The 18,518-nt window shown below is 71.2% G+C and carries 14 protein-coding genes and 1 pseudogene; all 15 read right to left on the bottom strand.

The window, feature by feature from the left end; genetic code table 11:
- Positions 1–647, bottom strand: a pseudogene (eno, locus tag RMN98_RS09290) (phosphopyruvate hydratase); the annotation flags it as partial.
- A gap of 140 nt (positions 648–787) precedes the next feature.
- Positions 788–1,390: a MazG family protein gene (locus RMN98_RS09285; RefSeq protein WP_309648532.1), complete on the bottom strand. Its 603-nt coding sequence runs from the start codon at positions 1,388–1,390 to the stop codon at positions 788–790.
- 1 nt (position 1,391) lies between these two features.
- On the bottom strand, positions 1,392–2,105 hold the full coding sequence (locus RMN98_RS09280; RefSeq protein WP_309648531.1) for a hypothetical protein: 714 nt from the start codon (positions 2,103–2,105) through the stop codon (positions 1,392–1,394).
- 46 nt (positions 2,106–2,151) lie between these two features.
- Complete coding sequence (gene mfd / locus RMN98_RS09275; protein ID WP_309648530.1) at positions 2,152–5,709, bottom strand: transcription-repair coupling factor; 3,558 nt, start codon at positions 5,707–5,709, stop codon at positions 2,152–2,154.
- Positions 5,710–5,833: 124 nt separating this feature from the next.
- Positions 5,834–6,232 (bottom strand): VOC family protein, encoded by a 399-nt coding sequence (locus RMN98_RS09270; protein WP_309648529.1) that lies wholly within the window; start codon positions 6,230–6,232, stop codon positions 5,834–5,836.
- A 116-nt stretch (positions 6,233–6,348) separates the two neighbouring features.
- The gene (locus tag RMN98_RS09265; RefSeq protein ID WP_309648528.1) at positions 6,349–6,765 is read right to left on the bottom strand and encodes a VOC family protein; all 417 of its coding nucleotides are present in this window, start codon (positions 6,763–6,765) and stop codon (positions 6,349–6,351) included.
- A 66-nt stretch (positions 6,766–6,831) separates the two neighbouring features.
- The gene (locus RMN98_RS09260) at positions 6,832–7,557 is read right to left on the bottom strand and encodes a phosphate ABC transporter ATP-binding protein (protein ID WP_309648533.1); all 726 of its coding nucleotides are present in this window, start codon (positions 7,555–7,557) and stop codon (positions 6,832–6,834) included.
- A 207-nt stretch (positions 7,558–7,764) separates the two neighbouring features.
- Positions 7,765–9,312: an Ig-like domain repeat protein gene (locus RMN98_RS09255; RefSeq protein WP_309648527.1), complete on the bottom strand. Its 1,548-nt coding sequence runs from the start codon at positions 9,310–9,312 to the stop codon at positions 7,765–7,767.
- Between the two features lie 55 nt (positions 9,313–9,367).
- Positions 9,368–10,333 carry a sortase domain-bontaining protein gene (locus RMN98_RS09250; RefSeq protein ID WP_309648526.1) on the bottom strand — a complete coding sequence of 322 codons (966 nt, stop codon included), beginning with the start codon at positions 10,331–10,333 and terminating at the stop codon, positions 9,368–9,370.
- Positions 10,330–12,978 (bottom strand): hypothetical protein, encoded by a 2,649-nt coding sequence (locus tag RMN98_RS09245; RefSeq protein ID WP_309648525.1) that lies wholly within the window; start codon positions 12,976–12,978, stop codon positions 10,330–10,332. The genes RMN98_RS09250 and RMN98_RS09245 overlap by 4 nt, the downstream gene beginning before the upstream one ends.
- Positions 12,978–14,633, bottom strand: a complete 1,656-nt coding sequence (locus tag RMN98_RS09240; protein ID WP_309648524.1) for a phosphate ABC transporter substrate-binding protein PstS — start codon at positions 14,631–14,633, stop codon at positions 12,978–12,980. Before RMN98_RS09240 ends, RMN98_RS09245 begins: the two co-directional genes overlap by 1 nt.
- Positions 14,630–15,760 (bottom strand): phosphate ABC transporter permease PstA, encoded by a 1,131-nt coding sequence (pstA, locus tag RMN98_RS09235; RefSeq protein ID WP_309648523.1) that lies wholly within the window; start codon positions 15,758–15,760, stop codon positions 14,630–14,632. The genes RMN98_RS09240 and pstA overlap by 4 nt, the downstream gene beginning before the upstream one ends.
- Entirely contained in the window at positions 15,760–16,743 is a 984-nt protein-coding gene (pstC, locus tag RMN98_RS09230; protein WP_309648522.1) for a phosphate ABC transporter permease subunit PstC, read from the bottom strand. Before pstC ends, pstA begins: the two co-directional genes overlap by 1 nt.
- 230 nt (positions 16,744–16,973) lie before the next feature.
- Entirely contained in the window at positions 16,974–17,222 is a 249-nt protein-coding gene (locus RMN98_RS09225; protein ID WP_309648521.1) for a hypothetical protein, read from the bottom strand.
- Positions 17,219–18,028: a 3'(2'),5'-bisphosphate nucleotidase CysQ gene (locus RMN98_RS09220; protein WP_309648520.1), complete on the bottom strand. Its 810-nt coding sequence runs from the start codon at positions 18,026–18,028 to the stop codon at positions 17,219–17,221. Before RMN98_RS09220 ends, RMN98_RS09225 begins: the two co-directional genes overlap by 4 nt.
- Between the last annotated feature and the right edge of the window lie 490 nt (positions 18,029–18,518).

Raw genomic sequence — 18,518 nt, 5'->3', positions numbered from 1 at the left:
GCGCGGTTGCTGTCGAGGTTGGGCGCGAAGCCGCCCTCGTCGCCGAGGCCGGTCGAGAGGCCCTTCTTCTTCAGCACCGACTTGAGCGCGTGGTAGACCTCGGCGCCCTGACGCAGCGCCTCGCGGAAGGTCGGCGCGCCGATCGGCGCGATCATGAACTCCTGGACGTCGACGTTGGAGTCGGCGTGCGAGCCACCGTTGAGGATGTTCATCATCGGGACCGGGAGCAGGTGGGCGTTGGGGCCACCGACGTAGCGGTAGAGCGGCAGGCCGGCCGAGTCGGCCGCGGCACGGGCGACGGCGAGCGAGGCGCCGAGGATCGCGTTGGCGCCGAGGTTGGCCTTGTTGGGCGTGCCGTCCAGGTCGAGCATCGTCTGGTCGACGAGGCGCTGGTCGTCAGCGGCGAGCCCCTCGAGCGCGGGCCCAATCTGCTGGATGACGCCGTCGACGGCCTTGAGGACGCCCTTGCCGACGTAGCGGTCACCGCCGTCGCGCAGCTCCACGGCCTCGAAGGCTCCCGTGGAGGCGCCGCTGGGCACCATGGCCCGGGCGAACGAGCCGTCGTCGAGGAGCACCTCGACCTCGACAGTGGGGTTGCCGCGCGAGTCGAGGATCTCGCGGGCGCCGACGGCTTCGATCGATGCCACGTGCTGCTCCTGGTGTTGTGTCGCCTGGACGGTTGCGCGATCAGCCTAGACCCGCCGCCGGCCCATCGCGCGCAGCACGCTCCGCGGGTGGACGACTGCCCCGGGCGCGCCAGGCGGGCGGGCGGATCAGACGGAGGACGTCAGCGCTCCAGCAGCCGTCGTACGGCGTCGCGCAGGGCCTGCTCGGGGTCGCGGTCGGCAGCGCGGGCCTCGGCGACCAGCCCCAGCAACCGGTCGCCGAGGTCGGCGTCGTCCCCCGTGGGCGGCAGCACGACGGGCGCACCCTCCCGGGCCAGCCGGTCGAGGACCTTGTCGGCGTGCAGCAGCGCGGGCAGGGTCGGCGGCAGACCGTCGGTGACGTGCTCCCGGGCCTTCTCGGCGGCCTTGATCTCCTGCCAGGCGTCGTTGACGGCCGCCGCGTCCATCGGAGCGGTCCCCTCGGGCGCGCCGAAGACGTGCGGGTTGCGGCGCAGCATCTTCTCGGTGATCCCGCGCGCCACGTCGTCGAGCGTGAACGCACCGGACTCCTCGGCGATCACCGCGTGGAAGTAGACCTGGAGCAGCAGGTCGCCGAGCTCCTCACGCAGGTGGTCGGGGTCGCCGGTGTCGATGGCCTCGATCGTCTCGTGGGTCTCCTCGAGCAGGTAGCGCGCCAGCGAGCGGTGCGTCTGCTCCGCCTTCCACGGGCACTCGGCCCGGAGCCGCCGCATGACCTCGCCGAAGTCGAGGAGCGGCTCGCCCACGTCAGCCGCAGCGCTGCGAGTCGGGCAGGGCCGCGGCGTAGGCCGGGTCCGGCTCCTCGGCCAGGCCCATCAGCGCGGTCTCGCCGACGGCGAACGACACCGACTGGTCGTCGGTGTTGATCGAGGCGTCGTCCACGCTGATGCCGTATTCGGGGTTGAGCTTCACCCCGTTGTCGTCGAGCCAGGTGGTGAAGGCCGCGAGGCCACGCTCACCGGCCTCGGTGGGGCCGGGCTCGGCGACGCCCTCGTCGCGCAGGACCTGCTCACCGACGGAGAGCTGGACGGCGGCGACGTAGGTCGCGGCGCCCTCGACCTCGAGGACGGCCTCCTGCTGGGACTCGCTGAAGTCGCCGATCTGCTTCTCGATGTCGGCGAGCGCGCGCTGGTAGTCGTCGGCCGGCTCGACCCCGTAGTCGTCGGCCATCTGCTCGGCCGCGGAGACCAGCGCGAGCTGTCCGGCGATGCCGGAGCGGAAGACGCTGAGCGGGACGACCTGCGACTGCTGGGACAGGATGTCCTCGATCGCGGAGCAGTAGCTGCTCACCAGGGTGTCGACCTCGTCGGTGCTGACCGTGCGGTCGCCCACCTCGGCGGCCACGCCCGGTCGGAAGCCGGTCCCGGCGACACCACAGCCGGTCAGGCCCAGGGCCAGCGCCGCGACGGAGGCCCCGGCGACCGATCGGGCCAGGGTACGACGACGTCGAGTGGTGCTCACGCGGATCTCCTCAGGGCTGTGCTCGGGGTGGCGCTGACGGTGCTGGTCACGACTCGACCGGGTCGATCACGCTGTCGATCACACCGCGGGCCCATTCAAGCAGGGCGATGCCGGCCAGGGGGGTGCCGGTCCGCCCGGGGGTGCCGGGCCGCGGGACCAGGATGGTGTCGGTCGGTGCCTTGACGATCGACTTGGGGTAGAGCCGCTGGAGCCGCAGCTGGCGCGACTCCGGCAGGCTGACCGGCGCGAAGCGGACGTTCTTGCCCTGGATCGTCGCCTCCCCGATGCCGGCAGCCCGGGCGCGGGCACGGAAGCGTGCGACCAGGAACAGCGCGGATACCTCCTGGGGCGGCTCCCCGTAGCGGTCGATCATCTCCTCGCGCAGCACGTCGACGTCGTCGTCGGAGCGCACCTCTGCGAGCCGCTTGTACATCTCGAGGCGCAGCCGCTCGCTGGGCACGTAGTCGTGCGGCAGGTGGGCGTCGACCGGCAGCTCGATGCGCACCTCGCGCATGTCCTCGGCGTCGGCGTCCACGCCCTTGAACTCGTTGACCGCCTCGCCGACGAGTCGGACGTAGAGGTCGAAGCCGACGTCGGCGATGTGGCCGGACTGCTCGCCGCCGAGCAGGTTGCCCGCTCCGCGGATCTCGAGGTCCTTCATCGCGATCGCCATGCCGCCGCCGAGGTCGGAGTGCTGGGCCAGGGTGGCCAGCCGCTCGTGGGCGGTCTCGGTGAGCGGCTTCTCCTGCGGGTAGAGGAAGTAGGCGTAGGCACGCTCACGGGAGCGCCCGACACGGCCGCGCAGCTGGTGGAGCTGGCTGAGGCCGAGGGTGTCGGAGCGCTCGATGATCATCGTGTTGGCGTTGGACACGTCGAGGCCCGACTCGACGATGGTCGTGCAGACCAGCACGTCGAAGCGCTTCTCCCAGAAGTCCAGCATCACCTGCTCGAGCTGGTGCTCGCCCATCTGCCCGTGGGCGGTGGCGACGCGCGCCTCGGGCACCAGCTCCTTGATCTTGGCCGCAGCCTTCTCGATCGAGTTGACCCGGTTGTGGATGTAGAAGACCTGCCCCTCGCGCAGCAGCTCACGGCGTACGGCAGCGATGATCTGCCGGTCCTCGTAGGCACCGACGTAGGTGAGGACCGGGTGCCGCTCCTCCGGCGGGGTGGTGATCGTGGACATCTCCCGGATGCCGGTGATCGCCATCTCCAGCGTGCGCGGGATCGGCGTCGCACTCATGGAGAGCACGTCGACGCTGGTGCGCATGCGCTTCATCTGCTCCTTGTGCTCGACCCCGAAGCGCTGCTCCTCGTCGACGATGATCAGCCCGAGGTCCTTCATCTTGATGTCAGGGTTGAGCAACCGGTGCGTGCCGACGACGATGTCGACCGTGCCCTCGGCCAGGCCGGCGACGACCTCCTTGGCCTCCTTGTCGCTCTGGAAGCGGCTCAGGCCCGCGAGGTTGACCGGGAAGCCGCTCATCCGCTCGGTGAAGGTGCTGAGGTGCTGGGTGACCAGCAGCGTCGTCGGGACGAGCACGGCGACCTGCTTGCCGTCCTGGACGGCCTTGAAGGCCGCGCGCACCGCGATCTCGGTCTTGCCGTAGCCGACGTCGCCGCAGACCAGGCGGTCCATCGGCACCGTCTGGCGCATGTCGGACTTGACCTCGTCGACGGTGGTGAGCTGGTCCACGGTCTCGGTGAACGGGAAGGCGTCCTCGAGCTCGCGCTGCCACGGGGTGTCCGGGCCGAACGCGTGGCCCTTGGTCGCCTGTCGCGCGGCGTAGAGCTTGATCAGCTCGGCGGCGATCTCGCGGACGGCCTTGCGGGCCCTGCCCTTGCGCTTGGCCCAGTCGGCGCCACCGAGCCGGTCGAGGCTGGGCTGCGCGCCACCGACGTAGCGGGTGACCTGGTCGAGCGCGTCGGCGGGGACGTAGAGCCGGTCGGCCGGGCCGCCGCGCTTGCTGGCGCCGTACTCGAGGACGAGGTATTCACGGATCGCGCCACCCACCGTGCGCTGCTTCATCTCGACGAAGCGGCCCACACCGTGCTGCTCGTGGACGACGAAGTCGCCGGCCTTGAGCTCGAGCGGGTCGATCTGCTTCTTGCGGCGCGCGGGCATCTTGCGCATGTCGCGGGTGCTGGAGCGCTGGCCGCTGATGTCCTCGCCGGTGAGCAGGACCAGCCGGTTGGTGTCGTCGACGAAGCCGTGCTGGACCGCGCCGCAGGTGACCGTGACGACGTCGTCGGCGAGGGTGTCGAGGTCGTCGACGAGGCGGGCAGCGACGTCGCGCTCCCCCAGCGCCTCGACCATCCGCTGCGCGGGGCCGTGACCCTGGTGCAGGACGACGACGCGGAAGGCCTCCTGGCGCCAGCGGTCGATGTCGGCCAGCGCGCGCTCGACGTCGCCGCGGTAGGCGTCGACCGGCGCGGCCGCGAGGGTGCGGGTGGGCACCCCGGCGTCCTGGGCGCTGCCCGCGGGCGTGGACCCGACGGCGGTGTCGTCGAGGCCGAAGGGGCTCATCGTCCACCAGGGCAGGTCACGGGCCAGGCTGTGCTCCCGCACATCGGCGATCGACTGGTAGGACGCGGCGCCCAGGTCGATCGGTGCCGTGCCCCCGCCTGCAGCAGCCGCCCAGCTCGCGCCGAGGAACTCCTCGCTCGTGGCGACCAGGTCGTGGGCCCGGCTGCGGGCCCGCTCGGGGTCGAGCACCAGGACGTGGGTGTTGCCCGGCATCAGGTCGACGAGGAGCTCCATGTCGTCGACGAGCACGGGCGCGAGCGACTCCATGCCCTCGACCGCGATCCCGGCCGCGATCTTGTCGGTCAGCTCGAGCAGCTGCGGGTGGGCCTGGCCGAGCTCGGCCGCACGGCGCCGCACGTCGTCGGTGAGGAGCAGCTCGCGGCACGGGGGTGCCCAGAGCCGCTCGACCTTGTCGAGGGTGCGCTGGTCGGCGACGGAGAAGGAGCGGATCTCCTCGACCTCGTCGCCCCAGAACTCCACGCGCAGCGGGTGCTCCTCGGTCGGCGGGAAGACGTCGACGATCCCGCCCCGCACGGCGAACTCGCCGCGCTTCTCCACCAGGTCGACGCGCGTGTAGGCGGCGTCGGAGAGGCGGCGTACGACGTCGTCGAGCGCCATCTCGTCGCCGCGGGCGAGCTCGACCGGCTCGAGGTCGGCCAGACCCTTGACCTGCGGCTGGAGGATCGATCGCACGGGCGCCACGACCACCTGGAGCGGACCGTTGGACGCGTCGGTGCCGGGGTGGACCAGCCGGCGCAGGATCGCCAGTCGCTTGCCGACGGTGTCGCTGCGGGGGCTGAGCCGCTCGTGGGGCAGCGTCTCCCAGCTGGGGTAGTAGCCGACGCCGTCGGGGTCGACCAGGTCGCCCAGTGCGGCCACCAGGTCCTCGGCCTCGCGCGACGTCGCGGTCACGGCGAGCACGCTGCGCCCGGCGCGCACCAGCCCGGCGACGACGAAGGGCCACAGGGCCTCGGGGCCGGTCAGGTCGAGCGCGCGGACGCGCCCGTCACCGGCGTCCTCCAGGACCGCGGCGAGGGTGGGGTCTGCGATGACAGCGTCGGCGAGGCCGGCGAGCGACACGGGTGCTCCTGAACAGGTCGGACAACACAGCAGCCCCCGGTCAGGCGCGACAGGGGGTGGATGGCTTCCAGGGTACGCCGCGGGTGGCGGTCCCCCTCACTGCTGGGCCGTCAGTGCTGGGCCGTCACTGCTGGGCGCCGACCTCCGCCTGGGAGCGCAGGATGCAGAACTCGTTGCCCTCGGGGTCGGCGAGGACCACCCAGGCGGTGCCGGGGCCGTATTTCCCACGGTGGTCCTCGACGAGGCTCGCCCCGTGGGCCAGCAGCCGCTCGAGCTCCTCGTCGCGGGTGCCCTCGCGCGGGCGGAGGTCGAGGTGCAGCCGGTTCTTGCCGGCCTTGGGATCCGGGACCTCGATGAAGAGCAGCTGGTGGTCGGTCTCGGGGTCGCGGATCATGCACTCCTCGTGGCCCGGCAGGTTGGGGTCGCCGTCGAGGTCGACGTAGCCCAGCACCGGTTTCCACCACTCGGAGAGGGCGTAGGCGTCCGCGCAGTCGATCGTGGTGTGGGAGATGAAGGAGGTCATGCGCCAACCCTCTTCTCGCTCCACCCGCACCGCAAGCCGTCAATGGTGGCGCATGCGCCTGCGATCGGGAACGGCGGGGGTGGATGGCTCCCGGGGTTCACCGGGGGTGTCGTCGCTCACGGCTGGGCGGGGAGCGGCGGTCCCAGGTCGACCTCGGCCGGGGAGCGCAGCAGGCAGAACTCGTTGCCCTCGGGATCGGCGAGGACGACCCACGCGGTGTCCGGACCGTATCTGCCACGTTCGTCCGCCACGACGGTGGCGCCGTGGGCCTGCAGCCGCACGAGCTCCTGGTCGCGGGTGCCCTCGCGCGGACACAGGTCGAGGTGGAGCCGGTTCTTGGCGGACTTGACCTCGGAGACCTCGACGAGGAGCAGCGACTGCAGCGTCACGGGGTCGCGGATCATGCACTCCTCGTCGCCGGGCAGGTTGGGGTCGCCGTGGAGGTCGACAAAACCGAGGACCGGCTTCCACCACTCGGAGAGGGCGTAGGCGTCCGCGCAGTCGATGGTCGTGTGCGAGATCCGGGAGGTCATGGACCCACCATGCTCACGTCCTTCGGCGCAGCGCCAGGGACTTAGTGCCCCCGCGGGCTCGGCGGATCAGCCGAAGCGACCGTTGACGTAGTCGGAGGTGCGCGGGTCCTGCGGGTTCTGGAACATGGCCGCGGTGTCGCCGTGCTCGACGATGACGCCGGGGGTGCCCTGGGAGGCGAGGAAGAACGCGCACTCGCTGGAGACGCGGGCGGCCTGCTGCATGTTGTGGGTGACGATCACGATCGTCACCTCCTTGGCGAGGTCGACCATCGTCTCCTCGATGACCCGCGTCGAGGTCGGGTCGAGCGCCGAGCACGGCTCGTCCATCAGCAGCACCCGAGGCTTGATGGCGAGCGAGCGCGCGATGCAGAGACGCTGCTGCTGCCCACCCGAGAGGCTGCCGCCCGGGGTGTCGAGGCGGTCCTTCACCTCGTTCCACAGCCCGCCCTTGACCAGGCACGACTCGACCAGCTCGTCCTTCACCGAGCGCGAGGCCTTGGTGCCGGTGAGCCTGAGGCCTGCCAGCACGTTCTCCTTGATCGACATCGCGGGGAACGGGTTGGGCTTCTGGAAGACCATCCCGATCGCACGGCGGGCGTCGATGAGCCGCTTGGACGGGTCGTAGATGTCCTCGCCGTCCAGGCGGACCTCACCGGCGAGCTGGGCCGAGGGCACCAGCTCGTGCATGCGGTTGAGGATCCGCAGGAAGGTCGACTTGCCGCAGCCCGAGGGACCGATGAGCGCGGTGATCGCGCCGGGCTGCATCGTCAGCGAGACCCGGTCGAGGACCATCCGGTCGCCGAACCACGCGGTGATCTCGCGCGCCTCGATGGTCGCCAGCGGGGGGGCTGGGGCCGCCTCGGGCAACGGAGGCACGGCGGGCAGGAGCGTGGTCTGGTCGGTCGCGTTCATGGTGGCTCTCGTGAGGCTCTCGTGAGGTGTGGGAGGACCGGGCGGCCGCCGTACGACGGCCGCCCGGTCCGCGAGGTGGTGCAGGTGCTACTTGGTCTGCTTGATCGTGAACGCCTTGGTGGCACCGGCGGCGACGCCGTTGCCGGCCCAGACGACCTTGAGCCTGTTCACGCCGTTGGTCAGCTTGGGCAGGGTGATGACGGCCTTGCCGGCCGTCAGCGCCTTGCTCGAGAGGACCTTGCTGCCCTTGAGCACCCGGACGGTGCCGGTGGCCTTGGAGGCGACGCCGGCCAGGGTGACCGTGATCGTGCCCTTAGCGCGCTTGCCGGCCTTGACGGTGGCCGCGAAGCTCTCGGCGATCCTCGAGGAGGTCTTGACCGAGCCGGAGCCCTCGTCCTCGGAGGCGTCGAAGAACGAACCCTCCTGCGGCGTGAACACCGCGCGGTAGGTGTGGGCACCGGGCGTCACGCCGGTGAGCGTGGCGACGGCCTGGCCGGAGGTCAGCGGGACGTTCGCCGCGACGGGGGTCTCACCCTCGAAGAACGAGACGGTGCCCGCGGGCGAGGTGCTGCCGGTCACCGTGGCGACGAGGCGGGCCGAGCGGGCCGACGTGCTGCTGACCGCGAGGTTCGTGGTCGTGACGACGCGCTGGTTGAGCGTGAAGTTGCTGGTCGCGCTCTGCGTCGGGGCGCCGCAGACGCCGCCGAAGTCGGACGTCGCCAGCTGCTTGAAGCCGGCGGCCTCGATCAGCGGGCGGGCGTCGAGGGAGCAGACGAAGCCGTCCTTGCCGAAGACGCTGAGCACGGAGGCGTTGCCGATGTCGGTGCCGCGCACGACGTTGTAGAGCGCACGGTTGGCGCGGAAGCCGGTCTCGAGACGCAGGGTGCTGCCCAGCAGGCCCGCGCGACCCTCGGAGAACGGCGCGACCGCGTTGGGGTTGCTCTTGATCGTGGTGTCGTCGTGCTCCTGGACCTCGACCACGGAGGCGGCCAGGGCCACGTCCACGCCACCGTTGAGGGACTTGAGCTGGGCGACGAAGAAGGAGCGCGTGCCGGAGCCGGCCTGCGGGATCTTGGGGGCGATGACGCCCGCGGTCCCGCCGATCTCGCTCCAGTTGGTGATGCTGCCGTTGTAAATGCCCACGATCTGGGCGTTGGTCAGCGCGGCGGGGGCGTTGGAGGGCACCGAGTTGGAGACCGCCATGACCAGGGTGTCCAGGGCAAAGGGGAAGGCCTGGAGACCGGCGGCCGACTCGGCGGAGCTGTTGGCCGAGGAGGAGCGGGCGAAGTCGATGTCGGTGTTGTTGCCGGCGCCGTAGAGCGTCGACTTGCCGGCGCCGGAACCGTTGGGGCGGTTGACGGCGGCGGTGGGCAGCGGGATGGTGCCGGCGCCCGTGGCGGCGTAGGTCGCGATCTTGAAGGTCGGGGCGGGGCTGCCGGCGTTCCAGCTGTCGGCGAGGAGCTTCAGTGCCCGCTGGCTGGTGTCGGAGCCGACACCGATCAGGTCGGCGACGACGGGGGTGAAGGTGGTGTCGTCGGGGTCGACGGCAGCCGAGGCGGAGCCAGCGGTCAGGGCGACGGCCGAGGCAGTGAGCGCGGCGGTGACCGAGGCGGCGAGCAGCTTGCGTGCGTACATCTGTCTTTCTCTCTTCTCCGTGAGTGGCCGCGGGATGCGGCCGAGGGTGGAACCGTCAGATCACGTTGGGCAGCAGCCGCATCACCACATCCGTCGTCGTCCAGGACAGGGCGATCGCGACAGGACTCGCGATCACCCACACCAGGACCGACGACCATCGTTGGCGGGCGGCGATGACCCCGAGCGTCAGCGCCAACAGGAGGGCGAGGTCCAGCGCCAGGAGTGGCACGGCCCCGCTGTCGGAGGCGAGCGGCTTCTCGGAGTCCGGGACGGCGGCAGGTCTGCCGCTCGGAGCCGGGAAGCCCTCGGTGGCGTCGGCGTCGACGTAGAGGACGGAATCGGGCGCCAGGCTCGCGAAGCGTCCACCCCCGCCCTCGGCCGTCACCAGGGTGAGTCGTGCACTGCCCTCGACGAGCGGCTGGGGCAGCGGGTCGCCAGGGCGTCGGACGCCGAGGACCGTGAAGGTCTTGGCGCCCTGCGCCATGACGACCTCGATCTCGTCGCCGGCCCGCAGCTCGCCGAGCGCGCCGAAGGGACCGCCGTACGTCGTGGCGCGCCCCATGACGACCGAGGTGCCGACCTGACCGGGCAGGACCGTGTTGCGCAGGTGACCGGGCCCCGCGAGCGTGTCACCGGATGCGGTGCCCTCGACGACGACCTCGTCGATCCCCAGGCGGGTGATCGTCATGGTCGCGACCGGGTCGCCCACCGGGACGACGGGTCCGATCGGTGCTGTCGCGCTGGCCACCTGGGTGCGGAACTCGCCGTAGAGCAGGGACTGGTCGCGGTCGTGCGCCAGCCCGCCGAGGACAAGCAGCTGTGCGGCGACCCAGAGACAGACGATGCCGAGCATGGTCAACGCCGAGGAGAAGGCGATCGCCGTGTCGTCACCGGGCCGCGGGGCGCGAGCGGGCCGCGGGGCCTTGAGCGCCTTGGGGGGCTTCGGCTGCTTCGGCTGCTTGGGCGCAGGCTCGGCCCGACGGTTGCGCACCCTCGTGCGCTCGGGCAGCACGGCGGTCACGCCGGACCACCCGCACCCGTGCGCGGGACCCGCGGCGGCTGCACGAAGAAGCGCAGCACGCTCGCGGCGGCCACGCCGAGCAACCCGATGACCAGTAGGCCCGGCAAGAGCTTGCCGGCGACCGTGGAGCTGAGCGGAGCCGTGGCCGGCATCTCGATCGGGGCAGCCACGGGCGCAGCACCGGGTGCTGCTGGGGCCGAGGGCTCTCCGGCGGGTGCGGGAACGGCGGGAGGCGGCGCGACGGCGCCACCGGTCGATCCGCCCGGCGTTCCCCCGCCACCGTTGCCGTCGTCGGGCGTCGGCTCGTCGGTCGGCTCCGGCTCGGGCAGCGGTGTCTGCTTCTCGACCGCGGCCGCGACCTCGAGGGCGGCGGCGTGGAGCTTCTGGGTCACCCCGCTGTCCCGGATCGGGAGGAACCCGCCCGGGAGCTCACCGTTGCCGGTGCCCGCGCGCTGTCCCTCGCTGGTGGAGACCCGGATGAACTGCGCGACCTTGTCGGCATCGGCCTGGTCGAGGTTGCGCAGCCGCGCCGCGGTGTAGACGACCATCGCGCCGGGGTAGGCACGACCGGACTTCCTCACGTCGCCCTGGTCGAGGACGAAGGGTCCGAGCTTCTTCGCCTGCTCCGCGAGTCCGATCGCCGCACCGATGGAGGCGTCGGTCGGCTCGACGTAGCGACCCTTGGCCGTCTCGAGGCCGGCCGAGCGCAGGCCGTAGCGCTCGGCGTCGCCCAGACTGACGATGCCGAGCATGAACCGCGAGCCGTAGGACTGCCGGTCGATGCGCCCGAGCTTGTAGGTCTTGGTCGACTGGTCGAACTCGCAACGGCTCTGCACGTTGGGCCACGCGTCGAGGAGCGACTCCGCGATCTTGCGCAGGCTCGTCACGGGAGCCGCGAGCTGGGTGAAGTAGACCGCCGGGTTCTCCTGGCGACAGGTGTTCTCGGTCTCCGGGATGTAGGAGTCGAGCAGCGGCCACTCGGCGGTCGGCACGCTGATGTCCTTGTAGGCCGGGTTGACCTTCATGCCCCACCGGTCGGGCTTGCCCGCGATGAAGTCCAGCGCGGCCTTGTCGTGGGCCATGTAGTCGGTGACCTGCGAGATGACGTCGGAGGAGCTCGAGAGCGACAGCAGGGACGCACCGACCTCCTGCGAGATCTGGCTCAGCCCGGGGTTGAGCGCGATGAACTCGGGGTCGTTCATGATCGCCAGCGGGTTGTCGCCGATGCCCGGGTGCCCGCGACCGAGGTCGGAGCCGAGGTAGGACTGGGTCATCAGCTTGGCGATGAGACGGGCGTTGAGCTTGAGCGCTCCGTACTCCCCGGCGTTGTCGGGCCGGTCGATGACGTAGCCGACCGAGAAGCCGGTGACCGCCGTCGGGGCGTAGCCCACCGGGTCGCTGCCGCGTCGCTCGTGCTCGCCGGAGACGATCGCGGCCACTCCCCCACCGGTCTCCATCAGCGTGAAGCCGGCATCGTCGGAGGTCTGGTTGAGCTGGAACTTGAAGCGCTTCTTGTCCAGGCAGTACGCCGGCGACCACTGCAGCGCCGCCTGCGCGAGCAGCTCCGAGCCGTAGAACCCGGTCGGCGCACGGGGGTCCAGCACGTCGCACGTGTCGGGCGGCAGGCCGAAGGTGATCGGGATGGAGAAGCGGTTCTTCCAGTTGGACGCAGACCACCACAGCGCCGGCGAGACCGCCTGGTCGACGCCCTCGTTGCCGAAGTTGCTGGAGCCCGGCAGGAAGCGCCCGCCCTTGCGGCACGCCGTGTCAGCCGAGGTCGGCGGCGACGACGGCAGGTCGCAGCTGAGCCCGTTGATCGGGATGACCACGATCGAGCAGGCGACCTTGTCGTTGCAGCCCAGCGACTCGTTCTCGATGTCGCTGCGCACCTCGAACTGCACCGAGCCGCTGCCGTCGGTGTCGGTGAACGCCGCGATCTCGTGCGGCGGGAACGCCGCACCGACGGCCGCTTCGGGCGGCATGTTGGCCGCGTCGCAGGCCGCGAAGGTCTCGCCCTTGCGGGTCACGAACGGCGTGAGACGGGTGAAGAACGGCGTGATGTCGGCCGTGGGGCACTGCTCGGCGCTGGGCAGCGGCAGGAGGCCGGAGACCCGCTCCTTGTCGGCGAGCTCGGCGTCGAGGTCGTGGGTCCAGGTCGCCTCGGTGTCGGAGCGGGTGATCTGCGAGCGCTGCGCGACCGAGGTGGTCCAGCAGGTCTCGGGACGCACCTGCCTGGCCAGCGGCAGCGACGGGTCGTCGACACCTCGGCACTGCATGATGACGACCGGGTACTCCTGCTGGAGGCCGTTCTCGCCGTAGGGGTTGCTGGCGCGACCGCCGCTGGGCTGGGCGCCGCTCCACTCGATCCGGATCCGCTGGCGTCCCCGGAGGTTGCGGGTCTGGTCGGCCTTCACGGTCACCGTGTTGGTCGGGAACGAGTAGGTGGTCCCGTCGGCGTTGGTGAAGACCCGGGTGAGGGCCTTGGTCTGCTTGAAGGTCGACCCGGCCTTGGCCAGCACCGAGGAGGGCGGTGTCTCCGCTCCGGCGCCGGCCGGCACCCAGGCGATGAGTCCCGCGAGCAGCAAGGACAGTGCGGCGACCGCCAGGGGGCGCCGGCTGCGGCGCAGGGGCGTCTCGGCGGACATCACCGCACCGTCCCGGGCTTGCGGCGGCGGCGCAGCGAGGCGGCGTAGAAGCCGGGCACGACCACGAGGCCGACGGCCAGCAGCGCGGCGAGCCAGCCGAACGTGCGGGTGTCCAGCGCACGGTCGGCAGCGAGCTCGGTGGGGTTGGCGTAGATCGCGTCGCTCGTGGCGGCGCCGGTCGAGGTGCCGCCCACGACCGCACCCGTGGCCGGGTCGATCACCGGCGGCGGTGCATTGCCCCCAGCCGCCCCGGAGCCTGCGCCCGGGGTGCCGGAGCCCGCGCCGGTCCCCGTCGGGGACGCGGCACCGCCGCCGGCCTGACCGCCGTCGGGCGTCGCAGCGCCGCCCTCGTCGGTGGAGGGCTCGTTGGTGCCGGTCGCGGTGCCACACGGTCCCTCGCCCTGCTTGTCGCAGGCGGCCGGGGCCGGGGCGATGGCCGCGAGCTGGTTCTTGTTGAGGTTCTTGCCGTCGAAGGTCGGGTTGTTGCACGAGCGGACATCGCGGTCGGTGAGGTCGACGGCGCTGTCCGCCTGCTTGAGCCGCGAGATCTGCTCGAAGCCGGCCTGCACCAGGTTGAGCGGCAGCGGCGAGTAGCCGTAGGGCCCGGCCTTGGTCTGCCCGGCGCACAGCGAGTAGTAGAGGAAGTCGGCGATGGTCTGGCGCTTGGCCGTCGTCATGCGCGGGTCGTCGGCCCCGGTCGGGATGACCATGTAGGAGTAGGACGAGATCGGGTAGGCCCGGGCATCGGTGTTGCGGTAGACGCCGTCGAGGATCTGGGTGAGGTAGAGCGCGGAGCTCTTGTCCTGGTTGATCTTGGCCCTCGTGAGGGCGACGGCGACGTTGTACTGCGTGGGCTCGACGTAGTAGCCGGCCTTGTTGAGCACCTTGACGACCGGGTAGTCCTTGTTGACCGGGTAGGAGTACTCGACGTAGCCGATCGTCCCGTTGCCGGCGAAGCCCGAGATCGTGTTCATGACCTGGTCGGAGCCGGCCTGGCCGATGGCGCGGCTGCCCGACTCCTTCGGGTAGTAGGACGTGAGCCCGGAGCCGCCGAAGAAGGGGCGCCAGATGCTCGGGAACTCCGAGTCGAGCCAGGTGGTGAACTGCGCGGTCGTGCCGGAGCCGTCGGAGCGGACGACCGGGGTGATCGGCAGCGACGGGAAGGCGCGGCCGTTGTTGTCGGCCGTGATCGCGGCGTCGTTCCAGTTGGTGATCTGGTTGGTGAAGATCTTGGCGATCGTCTCACCCGAGAGCCGCAGGTTGCGCACCAGCTCGTTGCCGATCTTGAGCTGGTAGGTGAAGGCGGTGCCGCCGGCCACGATCGGCAGGTAGGCGAACTCGCGGCCGTTGCTGGTGTCGGCCTGGCCGGTCTCGTCGGTGCCCTGGTAGGGGATCTCGGAGATTGCGAAGTCCGTGCTGTTCTGCGAGAAGTCCTTGCGCCCCTTGGACGAGCCACCGCCGGTGTAGACGACCTTCATCCCGTTGGCGTCGACGTCGGCGATCCACTGCTGGACGATCAGCTCCGACCAGGTCGAGCCGGTGCCCTCGATCTGGGCGTAGACCGTCGCGCTGGCGGTGCCCGGCTGGACGAGCAGCGTGGCGAAGGCGAGCGTGATGGTGAGGAGTGAGCGGACGATCGTGCGGGGGCGGTTCACCGGGAGACTCGATTCGGACGGGCCAGGAGGCGGGCGATGACGAAGAGGACGAGCACGAGGCCCAGGAGCACGAACGCGGCGCCGAAGGCGCGGGCGATGGCCTGCGGCTCCCCGCTGCGCACGTTGGCGTAGATGAAGAGCGGCAGGGAGTTCATGACCCCGTCGGTGGGACCGGCGACCGTGAAGGCTGCGGCACCGGAGGTGAGCAGCACCGGGCTGGTCTCGCCGACGCCGCGGGCGACACCGAGGATGACCGCGGTGGCCAGGCCCGGCCGGGCCGTGGGCAGCACGACGTGCCACACGGTCCGCCAACGGCTCGCGCCGAGGGCCAGGCTGGCCTCGCGGAGCCCGCCCGGCACGACGCGCAGGACGACGTCGGCTGCCCGGGCGATGATCGGCAGCATCATGACGGCGATCGCGAGCGCGGCGGCCAGGCCGGAGCGCGGGAAGCCGAGCGCCACGATCAGGACGCTGTAGATGAAGAGACCGGCGACGATCGACGGCAGCGCGGTCATCGCCTCGACGACCGTACGCACGATGCGCGCGAAGCTGCCCCCGACCTCGGTCATGAAGACCGCGGTCCCGATCCCCAGCGGGAGCGTGATGACCAGCGCGATGCCGAGCTCGATCCCCGAGCCGATGATCGCGTGGAGGATCCCGCCCTTCTCGAACCCGTCCTTGGGGCCGACCCCGCTCATGTCGGAGGTGAAGAAGTTGAGGTGGGTGACGGGCTCCCAGCCCCGGATGCCGACGAAGATCACGGTGCTGACCACGGCCGCGCCGACCACCAGGGCGGCGCCGGAGACGACCGAGGACGCCACGCGGTCCTTGACCTCGATCATCCCACCGGACATCGCCGCGGTGACGGCGGTGACGAGGGTGCCGAAGAGGAACCAGCCGATGAGCAGCCAGGGCAGCCCGGCCAGCGGCAGCAGCTTCTGCGTCACCAGCCAGGCGAGGGCGAGGCCGGCCACCCATGACCCGATGTGCGCGAACCGCTCGTCGGGGCTCGGCTTTCCCAAGGACGCGCGCGGCAGCGGCGGCGGCGCGTCCTCGTCGTACCGGGGCAGGGTGGTCGGCTGCTCGGTGGGCCGCTCGCTGGTGCGGGATTCCTGGGTCGCGGTCATCAGGCGTCCGTCCCGGCGCCCGAGCGGCTGCGGTTGACGACGACGGCGGCGACCGTGTTGACCAGCAGGGTGATGACGAAGAGCACGAAACCGGCGGCGAGCAGTGCCGAGAGCTGCGAGGAGCTGGCCTCGCCGAAGCGACCCGCGATCAGCGAGCTGACCGTGGTGGTGCCGACCTCGAGGATGCGGGGCTTGATCTCGAAGGCGGGGCTGACGATCAGGACGACCGCGATGGTCTCGCCGAGCGCGCGGCCCAGGCCGAGCATGGTGCCGCCGATGATGCCGCCGCGGCCGAAGGGCAGGACGACGGAGGTGACCATCCCCCAGCGGGTGGCGCCGAGCGCGAGCGCGGCCTCCTTCTCGCCGGCGGGGGTCTGGGAGAAGACCTGGCGCATGACCGCGCAGGCCATCGGCATCACCATCATCGCCACGGCGATGCCGGCGCAGAAGGCGCTGGCGACGTAGCGGGTGGTGTCCCACACGGCGGCGTTGGGGTCGGTGTTGGCGACGTCGAAGATCGGGATCCAGCCGAGGTAGCGCTGGAGCCACAGGGCGAGCTCCGCGGCGTAGGGCATGATCAGGAAGAAGCCCCAGAGGCCGTAGACGATCGAGGGGACAGCGGCCATCAGGTCGATCAGGGCCACCAGCGACGAGCGGAACCGCGCCGGGGCGTACTCGCTGATGTAGAGCGCCATCAGGATCGACAGCGGCACGGCGAAGGCCATCGCGACCATGGCGACCGAGAAGGTGCCGACCAGGACGGCGGCGATGCCGATGACGTCCTGGTCGGGCTGCCACTGGCTCTCGGTGAAGAAGCTCCAGCCGTAGCGCTCCAGGGTCGGGTAGGCCTGCCACGCGAGGAACACCCCCACGCCGCCGGTGATCAGCAGGACGCTGGCCCCCACGGCGCGGGCGCCGTTCTCGAACACGGCGTCGGCTCCGGTGGCCTTGCGGGAGATCTTGCGAGGCCGGACGTCCGCCACGGGCTCTGGTGCAGGAATCGTTGTCAACACTGGCTTTCCGGGATCTTCCGAGGGTGGCGCAAACGCCGAAAGTCTCAGGAGATCAGCGGAACGGTCGTGCCTTTCCAGATGAACGAGAGGCGAAGAGAAATGCCGCTTTCGCCCAACAGGCCAGAGGGTGTCGACGGGGGTAGTCCGAACGGACTACTCGTCGACGGGCGAGGGTGACCCGAACGGGCCAGGGGCGGTCCTCAGACCTCCGGGAGCACCCCGTGGTCGGCGACTCGGGCGAGCAGCAGGTCGTGGCCCTCGTCGAGGTCCCGGTGGACGCCTCGACCGCTGCCGCGCCGGGTCTCGACCAGCCGCAGCGAGGCCTCCTCGGCCTCGGTCGAGCGTCCCACGGCTCCGATGAGCAGCGCGGGCTCCTCCGGGCGCCCTTCGCCGGCGTAGGGCTCGTCGGCGTCGAGCAGGCCGTGGCGGACGCTGCCCGCCGAGGTCACCCGGCGGAGGTGACGCCGTTGCGCTGGACGAACTCGAGGATGGTGTCGGCCAGCTCGGGGCGGCAGACGATCAGGTCGGGCAGGTAGACGTCGTCCTGGTTGTAGACCAGCGGTGAGCCGTCGATGCGGCTGGTGAACAGGCCGGCGGCCTGGGCGACGGCCACGGGCGCGGCCGAGTCCCACTCGTACTGGCCGCCGGCGTGGACGTAGGCGTCGGTCAGGTCGCGCACGACCGACATCACCTTGACGCCGGCGGAGCCCATGGCCACGAGCTCGGCGTCGATCTCCTCGGCGAGCTTCTGCACGAAGGCCGGCGGGCGGCTGCGCGACACCGCGATGCGGGGACGGTCCGCGGTGCCCTCGGGCACGACGGGCGGCTGGCCGGTGTTGAAGGTCTCGCCGAGCGCGGGCTGGGCCACGGCCCCGGCGGTGAGCTCGCCCTCGTGCTCGCCGTCCGGCGTGCGCTCCCACAGCGCGACGTGGACCGCCCAGTCGTCGCGCGGCGGCTCGGAGAACTCGCGGGTCCCGTCGAGCGGGTCGATGATCCACACCGCGTCGGCCTCGAGACGCGCTTTGTCGTCCTTGCCCTCCTCGGACAGGACCGCGTCGTCGGGACGGTGCTCCGCGAGCAGCTGCATCAGCAGCTCGTGCGCGGCGGCGTCGCCGGCGTCCTTGAGCTCGCGCCCCTCGAGGCCCTGCGTGCGGACCTCGAGCAGCTTGCGCCCCGCCTCCTCGGCCAGCCACGTGGCCAGCACGTGGTCGTCGGTCGCGGCGGCGTCGGGCGGGGTGCTGGGCTCGAAAGTCACCTGTCCACCCTAGCGAGACGTGTGCCGCCGGGCCGGACGGCGCCCCGGCTCACCCGGTCGACGTGCAGCGAGCGGATCACCCGGTCGTCGAGACCCAGGACGTACGACGTGCCGAGACCCCAGGCGCCTCACCGGGTCTCGACAGCCTCGGGCCTAGCGGCCCTCGCGGCTGGACCACCGAGACACTCGCTGGTCGAGCCCGAGGAGCGCCAGCGACGAGGCGTCGAGACCCAGCGAGCCGACAAGCAGCCCCGACCCGGGGGCCGGACCCGAGCAGCGACCAACCCTCGAAAAAACTTTCGCTTGTCGTCTCACCAGCCGAGATCTGAGGCGCCGAAATGGGTCCCACTGTCGGTGGCCACGGCTTGAATGGATCTATGACCGAGCAGCCCGGACGCGACGACAGCACCGCCGTGCTGACCGCTGTCCGCGCGGGTCGCAGCGACCAGCTGGCAGCGGAGATCCGCACCATCCTGGGCGTCATCGACTG

It is taken from the genome of Nocardioides sp. (genome assembly GCF_031397825.1).
GTDB lineage: Bacteria > Actinomycetota > Actinomycetes > Propionibacteriales > Nocardioidaceae > Nocardioides.
This window is presented reverse-complemented; position numbering and strand designations above follow the sequence as displayed.